Source organism: Alkalihalophilus sp. As8PL (assembly GCF_040939795.1).
Classification (GTDB): domain Bacteria; phylum Bacillota; class Bacilli; order Bacillales; family Bacillaceae_D; genus Alkalihalophilus; species Alkalihalophilus lindianensis.
This window is the reverse complement of record NZ_CP162551.1, coordinates 832,432-845,268: the sequence shown is the minus strand read 5'-3', so window position 1 is coordinate 845,268 and position 12,837 is coordinate 832,432. Positions and strand designations below refer to the sequence as shown.

General features: G+C 38.4%; 15 protein-coding genes. 13 read left to right on the top strand and 2 right to left on the bottom strand.

Features of this window, described 5'->3' with window-relative positions; genetic code table 11:
- Positions 1 to 20 precede the first annotated feature (20 nt).
- Positions 21 to 413 (top strand): VOC family protein, encoded by a 393-nt coding sequence (locus AB3N04_RS05880; protein WP_368505173.1) that lies wholly within the window; start codon positions 21 to 23, stop codon positions 411 to 413.
- Positions 414 to 600: 187 nt separating this feature from the next.
- On the opposite strand, the gene AB3N04_RS05875 is transcribed toward AB3N04_RS05880, so the two are convergent.
- Positions 601 to 969: a VOC family protein gene (locus AB3N04_RS05875; protein ID WP_368505172.1), complete on the bottom strand. Its 369-nt coding sequence runs from the start codon at positions 967 to 969 to the stop codon at positions 601 to 603.
- Between the two features lie 266 nt (positions 970 to 1,235).
- Positions 1,236 to 2,162 carry an EamA family transporter RarD gene (gene rarD, locus AB3N04_RS05870; RefSeq protein WP_368505171.1) on the bottom strand — a complete coding sequence of 309 codons (927 nt, stop codon included), beginning with the start codon at positions 2,160 to 2,162 and terminating at the stop codon, positions 1,236 to 1,238.
- Between the two features lie 336 nt (positions 2,163 to 2,498).
- Here rarD and AB3N04_RS05865 point away from each other — a divergent pair, with 336 nt between their 5' ends.
- The 12 genes from AB3N04_RS05865 (at position 2,499) to AB3N04_RS05810 (ending at position 12,823) form a co-directional block, all read left to right on the top strand.
- Positions 2,499 to 3,503: a LacI family DNA-binding transcriptional regulator gene (locus tag AB3N04_RS05865; protein WP_368505170.1), complete on the top strand. Its 1,005-nt coding sequence runs from the start codon at positions 2,499 to 2,501 to the stop codon at positions 3,501 to 3,503.
- An 80-nt stretch (positions 3,504 to 3,583) separates the two neighbouring features.
- Positions 3,584 to 4,336, top strand: a complete 753-nt coding sequence (locus AB3N04_RS05860; protein WP_368505169.1) for a sugar phosphate isomerase/epimerase family protein — start codon at positions 3,584 to 3,586, stop codon at positions 4,334 to 4,336.
- 96 nt (positions 4,337 to 4,432) lie between these two features.
- A complete protein-coding gene (locus tag AB3N04_RS05855; RefSeq protein WP_368505168.1) occupies positions 4,433 to 5,737 on the top strand; it encodes an ABC transporter substrate-binding protein in 1,305 nt (434 codons plus the stop codon).
- Between the two features lie 67 nt (positions 5,738 to 5,804).
- On the top strand, positions 5,805 to 6,740 hold the full coding sequence (locus tag AB3N04_RS05850) for a carbohydrate ABC transporter permease (protein WP_368505167.1): 936 nt from the start codon (positions 5,805 to 5,807) through the stop codon (positions 6,738 to 6,740).
- Positions 6,737 to 7,567, top strand: coding sequence for a carbohydrate ABC transporter permease (locus AB3N04_RS05845; RefSeq protein WP_368505166.1), 831 nt, complete (start codon positions 6,737 to 6,739; stop codon positions 7,565 to 7,567). The genes AB3N04_RS05850 and AB3N04_RS05845 overlap by 4 nt, the downstream gene beginning before the upstream one ends.
- 31 nt (positions 7,568 to 7,598) lie before the next feature.
- Positions 7,599 to 8,693 carry a Gfo/Idh/MocA family protein gene (locus AB3N04_RS05840; RefSeq protein WP_368505165.1) on the top strand — a complete coding sequence of 365 codons (1,095 nt, stop codon included), beginning with the start codon at positions 7,599 to 7,601 and terminating at the stop codon, positions 8,691 to 8,693.
- Between the two features lie 23 nt (positions 8,694 to 8,716).
- Complete coding sequence (locus AB3N04_RS05835) at positions 8,717 to 9,742, top strand: Gfo/Idh/MocA family protein (protein ID WP_368505164.1); 1,026 nt, start codon at positions 8,717 to 8,719, stop codon at positions 9,740 to 9,742.
- 15 nt (positions 9,743 to 9,757) lie between these two features.
- The gene (locus AB3N04_RS05830) at positions 9,758 to 10,726 is read left to right on the top strand and encodes a sugar phosphate isomerase/epimerase family protein (protein WP_368505163.1); all 969 of its coding nucleotides are present in this window, start codon (positions 9,758 to 9,760) and stop codon (positions 10,724 to 10,726) included.
- Between the two features lie 461 nt (positions 10,727 to 11,187).
- Positions 11,188 to 11,379: a hypothetical protein gene (locus AB3N04_RS05825; RefSeq protein ID WP_368505162.1), complete on the top strand. Its 192-nt coding sequence runs from the start codon at positions 11,188 to 11,190 to the stop codon at positions 11,377 to 11,379.
- A gap of 41 nt (positions 11,380 to 11,420) precedes the next feature.
- Positions 11,421 to 11,852, top strand: coding sequence for a DUF4829 domain-containing protein (locus tag AB3N04_RS05820; RefSeq protein WP_368505161.1), 432 nt, complete (start codon positions 11,421 to 11,423; stop codon positions 11,850 to 11,852).
- A gap of 116 nt (positions 11,853 to 11,968) precedes the next feature.
- On the top strand, positions 11,969 to 12,412 hold the full coding sequence (locus AB3N04_RS05815) for a hypothetical protein (RefSeq protein WP_368505160.1): 444 nt from the start codon (positions 11,969 to 11,971) through the stop codon (positions 12,410 to 12,412).
- A gap of 111 nt (positions 12,413 to 12,523) precedes the next feature.
- Entirely contained in the window at positions 12,524 to 12,823 is a 300-nt protein-coding gene (locus AB3N04_RS05810) for a hypothetical protein (protein WP_368505159.1), read from the top strand.
- Positions 12,824 to 12,837 lie beyond the last annotated feature (14 nt).

The following is a 12,837-nucleotide window of genomic DNA, read 5'->3' as shown; positions in this document are numbered from 1 at the left end:
ATAAGGGAGTGGAAAGATTTATGTTTAGTAAAATTGGTCAAATTATGTTGAATGTAAATAACCAAGATGAAGCAGTGAAATTTTGGACAGAGAAACTAGGATTTACTGTGATATCTGATGAAAATAGCGGTCAAGGAATGAGATGGATTGAAATTGCTCCAAAAAAGGGAGCAGAAACAACCATCATTCTCCATAACAAGGAGTTCGTTTCTAAAATGTCTCCTGGGTTAAATCTTGATACACCATCTTTAATGTTTTTTTCTGAAAGCTTCGAACAGTTACACAGTGACTTGACAAATAAAAAAATCACTGTGGGAGAAATTGTCAATATGCCATCTGGTAGAGTATTTAACTTTGCAGATAATGAAGGGAACTACTTCGCTGTAATGGAAAAAAGTAATATAAAGGAATGAAAATTGCTCTATTTTGTTATTCAAAAGCTGCCAAATTAGGTAGCTTTCTTATTGTATTAACGGGTGCATTCCTTCAACAAGGGATGCTTTTTCTTTGTTAATAAAAAGGAAATTAATGTTCTAAAGGAGGAGGTTTGTTTTAAAAGAAGATTAAAAAAGTTCAACGAGTATGTTGAACTTTAGCTCGTTACATATTTTCAAATTGGAGGTATTCTAATATATTTCCGAAGGGGTCACTAAAGCTAATATATTTTCCTGGTGGGCAATCCGTTGGTTCTTCTATAATAAAATTCACGTCTTTTTCTCTTAAGTATTTAACCGTTTCATAAATATTATCTGTTCGCAAACCCAATACAACTCTTGTAGTTTTGTTATCTTGACTATGGATTGTATTATCTTTCTCTTCTAAAATTATCGGTAACTCTCCGTGTACAAGAGAAGCAATTTTAGGTTCATATTGCTTGTTTAATTCAAACCCTAAAGTATTAGTATAGAAGTCAATTGCTTGGTTTAAATTTGGTACATAAATACTTATAACACAAACCTGATTCACCATTTTACCCCACCTTTTTTAGTATTATTTTAAATATTCGTTATCTCTAATAAGAATCCTTTTTCTCAACTATCTTCCTCAACTAATGGGTGCATTCCTCCAACAAGGGATGCTTTTTTTCTTCGCCTCTTAAAAGGAAATTAATGTTAAATTAATGAGTGCGTTAGTTGAATAAGAAAAAAAGCGGGCGATAAAAACCAGGAAGAGAGGGTACATTCTTGTGACTGTATGGAACACCAAAAGCGATGCTAATCACAGCATCGCTTTTGTTACGCTCTTTTCTCTTTTTTGATCTGGTCTGCATTCGTTTGACCTCGCTTTTTTACCGAGGAGATTGTATAGACGGCAAGGGCCGCCCAGATGAAGAGAAAGGCGATAAGATGGGCAGGGGATAAGGTTTCGTTGTAGAGAAACACTCCTACGATTAATGCGATCGTTGGCGAAATGTATTGCAGAATCCCGAGCATCGATAGGGTGACCTTTTTGGCACTCATCGTAAAAAGTAAAAGCGGTAAAATGGTTACGATCCCACTTCCCATTAGGAGTAAGCTTGTTGAAAAAGAATCAAAGAAGTGGATGTTTGATTGAGTCATCATGTAGAGTAAATAGATGACTGCAATCGGTGATACGACCATCGTTTCAAGAGCTAATCCGGTCGTTGTATCTGCTTTGATCATTTTCTTTGCTAAGCCATAAAATCCAAAGGTGAGAGCGAGACTAAGTGAGATCCAAGGTATTACCCCGTAATAGAGGGTTAACGTAACAACCCCCATTCCAGCTAATACAAAGGCAAGAACTTGAGAGCCATTCAACCTTTCCTTTAAAAAGATGACGCCAATTAACATGCTCGTTAATGGATTGATGTATTGACCAAGACTTGCTTCAAGGATCTTGCCCTCCATCACAGCCCACATAAAGATCCCCCAGTTTGAACTAATAAGAACAGAAGCAAGAAAAAGGGACCAAAATAATTTAGGTTTATGGACGATTTCTTTTACAAATTCAAGGTAGATCTTCCATTTCTTTAAACAAGCTAAGAGGACCAGCATAAAAACAAACGACCAGATCACACGCTGCGCTAAAATTTCTCCGGAAGATAGATGCTGTGTCAGTTTCCAATAAATTGGCGTGAGCCCCCACATGATATAAGAGAGAACGGCAAATACAACACCATCTTTTTCATTATGTCCATTCATTTTAAAGCCCACTTCCTAGATAAGTATGTATGACGGAGAATCCTAATAGAAGAGAAATATATGTCTGCTTGGCCTCTCCTAGAAGAGATATACTTACTATATAATGGAATAGAGATGAATTCTATGTGAATAGCAAAAAGGTGAACATTGGATCATTTAAATGGAGAAGTGGGGTATTGAATTGAAAAGAAGGTTACTAGCTCTACTCTCCGTAAGTAGTGCGATTCTAGTTGGGTGTTTGAATTTATTAAATTAATAATTAAGAATATATTGACAATTAAAGCACTAACATTTAAGATGAATGTAACCGGTTACATGGTAGAAGGTGGAATTCAAATGAAGATGAGAGATGTTGCAAAATATTCTGGTGTTTCTGTTGCTACCGTTTCGAGAGTATTAAAAGGCGAGAGTAACGTAACACAAAAGACAAAAGAAAAAGTATTAAAAGCAGTCAAGGAATTAAATTACGTTCCAAATACATTGGCTAGAAATCTAAGTAAAATGCAATCGAAAATGATCGTCGTTGTCATACCGAATTTATCAAATGCTGTATTTTCCAGCATTTATCGGGGGATTCAAGAAGTCTTAAAAGAAGAGGGATACCAAGTGATTCTTGTTGAGACTTACAATGGAGTTGATCCATCTGTTATTGAATTAATTAGAAATCGAACTGTCGAAGGAGCGATCTTATTATCGGCAGTAATGAGTGAGGAGGAATTTAATAAAAAATTTAAAGATCTTCCTATTGTTTTAGCGACTGATCATATGAGTGAAAACATTTCGACTGCTCCATCTGTCAGCATTGATAATCGTTTAGCAGCAGAAAAAGCGGTCAATTATTTGGCAAACTTAGGTCACAAACGAATTGCCTATTTTGGTGGTATACCTGACGTATTAGGCGCAAGAAGGAGATTATCAGGCTATAAAAATGGACTCATTCAAAATGGATTAGAAATCGATGAAAGCTTGATATTTAATGGAGATTGGTCGTTAGAGTCAGGGTATCAATTAGCGAATCAACTCCTATTGCAAAAGCAATTACCAACTGCTATTTTCGCCGCCTCAGATAATATGGCCATTGGGGCAATGAAAGCTTTGAAGGAGCATGGTTTTCAAATTCCTGAGGATATGTCCATTATTGGATTTGATGATATTGATGTCGCCACATATGTTACACCCTCTCTCACTACAATTGAACAGCCAACAATTGAAATTGGAAACAATGCTGCGAAGATGTTATTAACATTACTAGATGATAAACCATTAGAACAAATGCATTTGGTCTTAAATAGCAATTTAGTTATTAGGCATTCTTGTAAAAAAGTAAACGAATCACTTTGAAAGGGGTGATGAGTAAGAAAGATAGATAGATAGATAGATCTTTATCAACATTACTAACTAATATGGGGGAGGATTTAAAAATGAAAGTTGCCATTCAATTATTTACTTTAAGGGAAGCTTGCAAAGAAGATTTTGTTGGTACTTTAAAAAAAGTAGCTGAATTAGGCTATGACGGTGTTGAATTTGCGGGAAATTGGGGTGGACTTGAAGCAAGAGAATTAAAAGCGCTTCTCGATGAACTTGGTCTGCAAGCTGCAGGGAGTCATGTGCCCCTTCACATGCTAGAGAACGAATTAGACAATGTGATTCAATATCAAAAAGAAATTAATAGTAAATTTATTACTTGCCCAATCTTACCAGAGGACCGTCGCGGTGGCATTAGCGAGTATAGTCAATTCGCTCAAAGATTGAACGAAATTGGAAAAGTATGCTCAGATAACGGGATCCAGTTTAGTTACCACAACCATGAATTTGAATTAGAAGAAATAGATGGAAGCAAGCCTTTACGTATTCTATTGGATGAGACCGACCCGAAATGGGTGAATGCAGAGCTTGATATTTACTGGCTTACAAAGGCTGGTGAAAATCCAGTGGAGTGGATCAATCAATATAAAGGAAGAACACCGCTGCTCCATTTGAAGGACATGACAAACGACTCTGAGCAGTTTTTTGCTGAATTAGGTACAGGCGGTGTGGATGTTCTTAGTGCTATTGAAGAAGGCAAGGATGCTGGAGTTGAGTGGTTTATCGTTGAGCAGGATCAGACGAAGAAACGTCCCTTTGAAAGTGTGAAAAACAGTATCGATTACTTAAAAAGTCATAACCTTGTATAGTTGAATGTAACCGGTTACATTGGATTTTTCTAGTATTGCTTGTAAGGCTAGCATGCTTATGCGAGGGAATACAAAAAAGTCAAAGGGGACGTTTATATGAGAAAAAAATGGTCTGTCATGCTGTTTGTGCTAATCTTTTCTCTTTTTGTGACTGCTTGTGGTGGAGGTAATCAAGAAACGACTTCTGAAGGTAATTCTGATGAAGAGGCTAGCACTGGAGATAAAATCGTTTTAGACTTTTGGCAAATTGATAGTGGGGATAAAGAGGCAGTGTATCAAGATGCTGTAGAACGTTTTGAAGAAAAAAATCCAGGTGTTGAAGTAAACATGCTTCGAATTCCAAATGATGATTATAAGCAGCGAATGGTTGTAGCCATGTCTGGTGGAAACCCTCCTGATGTATTTACTTCTTGGGGTGGCGGATGGCTGAAAGAGTTTGCTGATGCCGGACAGGTTTTAGACCTTACCAATGAAGATATTGAGTTTGAAAATTTTTTAGAAATGGCCCTTAATAATACGACATTTGACGAGAAAGTATATGGTTTGCCTTTAGGGTTGAGCCAAACACTTTTCTTCTACAATAAGGAAATCTTTGAAACGCATGGCTTAGAGGAGCCTGAAACGTATGATGAGTTATTGGCCATTATTGACGAATTGAATGAAAACGACGTGATCCCTATCACATTAACGAATCAGACAAAATGGCCAGGTGCTTATTATTTAATGTATTTTGCTGACCGCTTAGGTAGTGAGGAGTTATTCCAAAGTGCCTTTAACAGAGACGGAAGAGGATTTGATGATCCTACCTACGTAAAGGCTGGAGAATACATTCAAGAGCTAGTTGATAGAAATGCTTTTAACCCAGGCTTTAACGGTGTTCCATATGATGCTGGTCAAGGAAGACAATTATTGTATTCTGGTCAATCAGCAATGATGCTTATGACGAACACTCTTGTAGTTAATATGCGTTCAGAAGCTCCTGAATTTGAGGAGAAGCTAGGTATGTTCCCATTCCCAACTTTGCCTGATGGAAAAGGTGATCCATCAAATGTTGGCGGAGCAACAAGTCCAGTTTGGTCTGCTTATTCAGGAACAGAACATCCTGAGTTGGCCATTGAGTTAATGAAAGAATTAACAACACTTGAGACAGCAGAAGATTATGTCAATCGTACTGGAAGTTTATCTGCGCTTATTGACGTCCCAACAGACGATGTTTTTGTACAACAATTTGCTGAAATGGCAGCAGAAGCGAATGATATTCATATGCCATACGATCAGACTCTCCCTCCTGTTCTTGCTGAGCTTCATAAAGATACAACGCAAGAATTATTCGGTAAAACAATGACACCCCAAGAAGCAGCAGACCTTATGGAACAAAAAGCTAAAGAAACATTAGATTAACATCATGCTTTGAGAGGGGGCAGCTGCTCTTGCCCCTCCTCTACATGTATCAGGGAGGGAACGCGATATGAAGACGGCTGTTGGTACCAATGTCATTACAATTAATCCAGAGCAAAAAAAGAACAAACGAAAAAAAACAAAAACGATTCTACTATTTGTTTTGCCAGCACTTTTAGTTTATTCAGTTTTTATTTTATATCCTATTATCGCTACTTTTAACTACAGTATGTATAACTGGAATGGTGTTCAAGCAGAGAAGACGTTTATCGGGCTTGCGAACTATACGACGTTGTTCTCTGACTCTACTTTTTGGCAAGCGCTACAGAATAACATGTTGCTAGTATTAGTGTCAGTCTTTGTTCAAATCCCGCTTGGATTAATCATGGCATTGGTTCTTTTTAGCCCAATTATGGGGAAAAAGTTTTTGAATGTCATTTTCTTTTTACCTTACTTAATGTCAACTGTTGCAATTGGTTTACTTTGGATATTTATGTATGACCCAATTAATGGTCCAGTCAATCAAATTGTTCAATTGTTTGGTTTTAATGCGATCCCTTGGTTAGCTGATAAAAATACAGCAATGATTGCGATTTTAATCGTCGTTATATGGCAGTTCTCTCCCTTTTATATGATTCTTTTTAAGGCTGCAATGGTAGGAATTCCGGATGAGTTGTATGAGGCAGCAAGTATAGATGGTGCGAGTGAATTACAAAAGTTTTTCTATGTGACGTTACCAGCTCTCATCCCAACATTTGTTACCTCTTCTATTCTAGCGATAGTAGGGTCACTCAAAGCCTTTGATATTTTCTACATTATGACTGGAGGAGGCCCAGGAGGAGCGACTGAAATACTAGGAACCTATATGTATAAGCAAGGCTTCATTAACTTTAGTATGGGTTATGCAAGTACGATTGCAGCGGTTATGTTTTTAATTGCTTTTATCTGTGTCATCATTATTCAGGTTCTTGAACACCAGCGAAAGAAGCGGGGGTTATTTACATGAATCCATTACAGCTAATAAAGAGAATTCTATTATATGTATTAGCAATCTCGCTGCTGATCTTTACGTTCTATCCGTTCATGTACATGATTGGAACATCATTTAAAAGCATGAGTGAGTTTTTCGTGAATCCGTACTTCATTTTCCCGGAGACATTTACAATCGAACATTACTTTTCTGTTTTTGATATGGGGTTATCGACTTACTTTTTAAACAGCATGATCATTACAGTATCGGCAGTGGTTATTACGGTTATGATTGCTTCTCTAGCAAGCTACCCATTAAGTCGGATGAAATTCCGCTTGAATCGACCATTATTTCTCCTTTTTGTAGCGGGAATGATGCTGCCCATTCATGCAACCTTAATTCCGATTTTTGTGTTGACTCAAGGAATGGGTGTCTATGATACATTACTTGCCTTACTTGGTCCGTATGTCGCATTTAGTTTGCCGATTTCAATTTTTATCTTAACGCAGTTTATGCAAGAGATCCCTAAGGAACTAGAAGAAGCAGCGCAATTAGATGGCGCAAATCATTGGAAAATCTTTTGGAAGGTCATCTTTCCAAATATTGTCCCGGCCATTTCTACTATTGTCATCTACAACTTTGTCTTCCTATGGACTGAATTTATCTTTGCTTTAATTCTGATCTCAAGTCCAAGTAATATGACATTACCTTTAGGATTACAAAACTTCTATGGTGAATTCATGATTAATGTACCAGGATTAATGGCTGCTTTAACTCTTGCAAGTTTACCAGTATTGCTTTTATTTATCCTAGCACAAGAGCGTGTTGTAAAAGGGCTTACTGGAGGAGCTGTGAAAGGCTAGTTGTTAACTAGAAGAAAAGGAGTTAAAAAGAGTGGAAAAAGTGAAGGTTGGTATCGTTGGTTGTGGAAATATTAGTGACATCTATTTTACCAATTGCAAAAAGGTAGATGCACTAGAGGTAGTCGCCTGTGCGGATCTAGACTTAGAAAAAGCGCATCAGGCAGCTGTTAACTATCAAGTGGAACATGTGTACACGGTACAGGAAATGCTAGATAGCAAGGACGTTGAATTAATCATTATTTTAACCCCTCCAGCTGCTCATGCTTCCTTGTGTATGGATGCCCTACATGCCGGAAAACACGTCTATGTCGAAAAGCCATTAGCTATTAAAGTGGAGGATGGCAAAAGAGTACTAGAGCTAGCGAAAGAAAAAGGACTGCTAGTAGGCTCTGCTCCTGACACCTTTCTTGGTGGGGGTATTCAAATGTGCCGGAAACTGATCGATGACGGGTGGATCGGAAGGCCTGTAGCAGCAAATGCCTTTATGATGGGGCATGGGCCTGAAGCATGGCACCCGAATCCGGCCTTTTTCTATCAAGAGGGCGGTGGGCCATTGTTTGATATGGGCCCCTACTATTTAACAACGTTAATTTATTTACTAGGAGCAGTGAAGCGTGTAACAGCTTCAGCAAGTATCTCACTTAGGGAGAGAACGATTAAAAGTAAACCGTTATATGGTGAAAAGATACACGTACATACGCCGACTCATATATCAGGAGTACTTGATTTTGAAGAGGGTGCAGTGGCGACCTTAATCACAAGCTTTGATGTGTGGGGTTCCGAGGTGCCAAGGATGGAGATTCATGGAACGGAAGGAACGTTAAGTGTTCCAGATCCTAATACGTTTGGTGGACCCATCCTATTAAAAAGACCAGGGGCGGATATGTGGGAAGAAATTCCAATCTTATTTGGATGTACCGAGAATAGCAGAGGAATTGGTGTCGGCAATATGGCGATGGCCATTAGAGAGAATGATGAGCACCGAGCGAATGGAGAGCTTGCCTTGCATGTATTAGAAATTATGCATGGATTGCTTACGGCTTCGGAAACAAATAGTCACTACTTTCTAGAAAGTACATGTCAAAAGCCAAGCTTAGTGCCTCAGAAAGATTTCTTAATCAAATAAATTCGTTCATGGGAGGAATTGTTATGGGGAAATTAAAAGTAGGAATTATTGGTTGTGGAAGTATCGCACAAAAACGTCATCTAGTTGAATACGAAGCAAACGATCAGGTGGATATTGTTGCGGTTTGTGACATTAATGAAGAGCGTGCTGTAGAGGTCGCAAACGAGTACAAGGGAAATGCCTATGTTAATTATAAAGAGTTACTGGCAAATGAAGACCTAGATGCGATCAGTGTTTGTTTACCAAATTATCTCCATGCAGAGGTGACGATTGCATCTTTAAACAGTGGAAAGCATGTATTATGTGAAAAGCCTATGGCTACGTCAAAGGAAGAAGCAGAAGCGATGATTATGGCTGCTGAGGAAAACGGAAAAAAATTAATGATTGCCCATAATCAGCGTTTTGTGGCTTCGCACCAAAAGGCAAAAATGTTAATTGAAGCTGGAGAAATTGGCAGGGTATATAGTTTTCGGACAGCATTCGGGCATGGTGGTCCTGAGGGCTGGAGTATTGACGGAAAGGAAAGCTGGTTCTTTAGGAAGGAAGAGGCCTTTATTGGGGCGATGGGTGATTTAGGTGTCCATAAGTCTGATTTGATTCGTTATATTCTCGGAAAAGAAGTTCTTGAAGTAGGGGCTATGGTAGAGACCAACGCAAAGGAAGATACGACAGTTGATGATAATGCGGTTTGTATTTTGAAAATGGAAGATGGAATTATCGGAACCTTAACGGCTAGTTGGGCGTATTCACCTGAAGCTGATAATTCAACCATTATCTATGGAGAAAAAGGGATTATCCGACTTGAAGACGATCCGAACTATTCGCTGATCGTGCAATATAACAATGGGGAAACCGTTAAGTATGAATTAGCCAAAATTCAATCCAATGAAGCTGGCGGTCAAACCACAACTCATGTGATCGATCAATTTGTTGAGGCGATTATCGATAACACGCCAACACCTGTACCTGGTGAAGAAGGTTATAAATCTTTGAAAGTGATATTAGCTGCACTAGAATCAAAGAAAACAAAAACGATTGTACAACTGTAAAAGGAGGTTGGAAAAATGAAATTAGGAGTATTTACTGTTTTATTTGCTGATAAGTCGTTTGAAGACATGCTAGATTACGTAAAAGAAGCAGGTGTGGATGCGATTGAGGTTGGAACTGGTGGTTATCCTGGAAACAATCACTGTCCATTAGACGTCCTGCTTGATTCAGAAGAGGAACGGAAAAAATACTTACAAGCAATTGAGTCTAGAGGGCTAACGATTAGTGCGCTCAGTGCTCACGGAAACCCCTTAACACCTAATCAAGCATTTGCTAAAGAGAGCCATGAGACACTGATCAAAACAATTCAATTAGCAGAGCTTCTTCATGTCCCTGTGGTTAATTGTTTTTCAGGGACACCAGGAGATAGTGAGAATGCCACACACCCAAACTGGCCAACTGCACCGTGGCCAAGTGAATACAGTGATATTTTAAAATGGCAGTGGGAGGAGAAGTTAATCCCTTATTGGAAGGAAGTTGGGCAGTTTGCACAAGACCATTCTGTAAAGATTGGTCTAGAACTTCATGGAGGATTTTTAGTTCATACACCGCACACGATGCTGAAATTACGCGAGCAAACGTGTGATGCCATTGGAGCAAACCTAGATCCAAGTCACCTTTGGTGGCAAGGCATTGATCCAGTAGCAGCCATTAAAATTCTCGGTAAGGAAAATGCGATTCATCATTTCCATGCAAAGGATACGTATATTGATCAAGATAATGTAAATATGTATGGTCTAACCGACATGCAGCCATACGGTGAAATCCAAACGAGGGCGTGGAACTTCCGCTCGGTAGGCTTAGGGCATAGTGTTCATGAATGGTCAAATATGATCAGCGCATTACGCATATATGGTTACGATTATGTAGTCAGCATTGAACATGAAGACCCGATTATGTCGATCAACGAAGGCTTCACAACAGCCGTTAGGAATTTGCAGTCTGTGTTAATCCGAGAACAACCAGGTAATATGTGGTGGGTGTAAAATTTTTATTTATGGAACATTAAACATTATTGATGTGATCTATGTATGTCGCTCCTGAACTAAACTTCGCTTTTCTCGGGGAGCTAGTGAGCTTCCTCGGGCTTTGCCCTGTGGGATCTCACTCCTGCTCTAGTCCCCGCAGAAGTCTCCGTATAGTTCATCGCTAGATTAGCGCTTCGTTCGTATCTTGAGTTAAACCTCTTAGACATGTACCAGCCTTTTTTACTTAGACTATTATTAATCTAATTACTTAGAACCACTACTGATAACGGTTCATCGAATAGTAACTCTGGAAATGAGAGGAACGATTGGCGATTGCTTCGTATAAAGCAATCGTTTTTTTTATGGAATCAGATGAAAGTTAGCGCCACTCGTAGTAAAATATGGTAATGATAGTAATGGAATATAACGGAAATGACGATGGCTTTCCATCATTCATCAATGTAGAAAAGGAGAATAAAATGGATGTATTGCTTTGGTTATCAATAGGTTTTTTTATCATTGGATTAATCGTTCTCTTAGTCGTTCATAGAAAAATAGAAAGCAACCAACATGCAACGGCCAATTTGAAGGTTAGGTTTATCGTCGTTACTATCATTTGGGGTGTGATATGTATTAGCCTTGTTCCGTGGTGGTTTAGTAAAATGTCTTAACTGGTTGGTGTGTAGGAATAAAACATTTAAAGGGGATTCATATGAAAAAGACGATTGTTATTATTAGTGCCACCATATTTGTATTTTTATTTCTGTTCAACATCCAAGCTGGGAAGACCAAAAATGTCGAAGTGAGCATCGAACAATCGACCACGTTTTCAGAGGAAGAAATACATGATGCCATAACCGTTGTTAAGAGAAAGTTCAAGGAATTTAGAGGGTGCGAACTGACGGATCTATGGTATGACGAAAATCAATCAAATGAATATGCCAAAGACTATCTGACATATGGCAATGGTTCCACAAACGGAATCGAGGAAGAAAATGTGATTGTGCTTATATCGAATTTTGATGTGAATGCCTCTGGTGGTGATGGCAGTTTCCAGCCAAACTCAACCGAAACCAATTGGAAGTGGATACTCGTTAGGGATGATAAACATGATAAGTGGCGCGTTGATGATTGGGGATATTGAATAACGGTGAATGATCATCTAGCTAAATAGGATAGGTAGCAGGTGCTATGATTTATTAAATTCGATAACTAGTATTTTTTGAAATAAGAGGGGATTTTTGAAAAGGGGAGTGTGAGATGAAAGATTTAATTTTTGTTTCAATCATTATGATAACGGTCTTACTTACCGCATGTAGTAATGAAAGTGTTGTGAATGACAAATTCACATTTATAGGTGAAGGTGAGTACTGGGAGGCTGAATATGTTTTTGAGAGTGAAGAAACACAGAAGGAGAAAGACGGGAGGACAACATTTTCTACTATTAATAGCGATGCATTTACACTCTCCTACAAAGGCAACGTTGAAGACATACAAACAATAGAAAAAGTAGAATATAATTATAAAACATCTGCTGGAGAGGGTAGTGGAAGCAGAGAGTTTGATGAACCACCCACTGATATTACATTCAAGTCAAATAGTAGTGATAATGGAGCTAAAGTATATAAGGATGAGGTTATACCGGTTATTGTGTCATGGGGTGATTTTGAAGAATCATTTGAGTTAGTAAATAGATCGGAATAAAAACAGTCTTATCAAATGAACAGGGAGTTACTTCAACTTTTTTGATTGTACTAACGGAGCAGACGTTAATAAGGTAAGAAAAAACAGCTGAAACATTAAGGGAAAGGTAATATGACGGAAGAATATGAGTACGAAGGAAAGGCCAATCTTTTCAAAGGATTTGAATCTACTGGTGGAAAATTATATTTAACAAAAAGGGCATTAATTCATCGTCCTCATAAAGGTAATTTTCAAAGGGGAGAGACTATCATTGCATTGAAGGAGATTTCCGACGTCACGACAAGAAACACATTGCTACTTGTCCCGAATGGACTACTTGTTACATCAACTGATGGGGAAACGTACAAATTAGTGGTAGAGAAGCGAGAAACTTGGGTAGAAAAAATCAACTTGTTAAGAAAACAACACTAAATGAGGTTTCCTAA

What these genes read in the sequence shown, in the direction of transcription:
- AB3N04_RS05835 (WP_368505164.1), top strand. Translation starts at nt 8,717, where the DNA reads ATGGGGAAATTAAAAGTAGGAATTATTGGTTGTGGAAGTATCGCACAA.
- rarD (WP_368505171.1), bottom strand. Translation starts at nt 2,162, where the DNA reads ATGAATGGACATAATGAAAAAGATGGTGTTGTATTTGCCGTTCTCTCT.
- AB3N04_RS05860 (WP_368505169.1), top strand. Translation starts at nt 3,584, where the DNA reads ATGAAAGTTGCCATTCAATTATTTACTTTAAGGGAAGCTTGCAAAGAA.
- AB3N04_RS05845 (WP_368505166.1), top strand. Translation starts at nt 6,737, where the DNA reads ATGAATCCATTACAGCTAATAAAGAGAATTCTATTATATGTATTAGCA.
- AB3N04_RS05880 (WP_368505173.1), top strand. Translation starts at nt 21, where the DNA reads ATGTTTAGTAAAATTGGTCAAATTATGTTGAATGTAAATAACCAAGAT.
- AB3N04_RS05815 (WP_368505160.1), top strand. Translation starts at nt 11,969, where the DNA reads ATGAAAGATTTAATTTTTGTTTCAATCATTATGATAACGGTCTTACTT.
- AB3N04_RS05865 (WP_368505170.1), top strand. Translation starts at nt 2,499, where the DNA reads ATGAAGATGAGAGATGTTGCAAAATATTCTGGTGTTTCTGTTGCTACC.
- AB3N04_RS05850 (WP_368505167.1), top strand. Translation starts at nt 5,805, where the DNA reads ATGAAGACGGCTGTTGGTACCAATGTCATTACAATTAATCCAGAGCAA.
- AB3N04_RS05830 (WP_368505163.1), top strand. Translation starts at nt 9,758, where the DNA reads ATGAAATTAGGAGTATTTACTGTTTTATTTGCTGATAAGTCGTTTGAA.
- AB3N04_RS05825 (WP_368505162.1), top strand. Translation starts at nt 11,188, where the DNA reads ATGGATGTATTGCTTTGGTTATCAATAGGTTTTTTTATCATTGGATTA.
- AB3N04_RS05820 (WP_368505161.1), top strand. Translation starts at nt 11,421, where the DNA reads ATGAAAAAGACGATTGTTATTATTAGTGCCACCATATTTGTATTTTTA.
- AB3N04_RS05875 (WP_368505172.1), bottom strand. Translation starts at nt 969, where the DNA reads ATGGTGAATCAGGTTTGTGTTATAAGTATTTATGTACCAAATTTAAAC.
- AB3N04_RS05855 (WP_368505168.1), top strand. Translation starts at nt 4,433, where the DNA reads ATGAGAAAAAAATGGTCTGTCATGCTGTTTGTGCTAATCTTTTCTCTT.
- AB3N04_RS05810 (WP_368505159.1), top strand. Translation starts at nt 12,524, where the DNA reads ATGACGGAAGAATATGAGTACGAAGGAAAGGCCAATCTTTTCAAAGGA.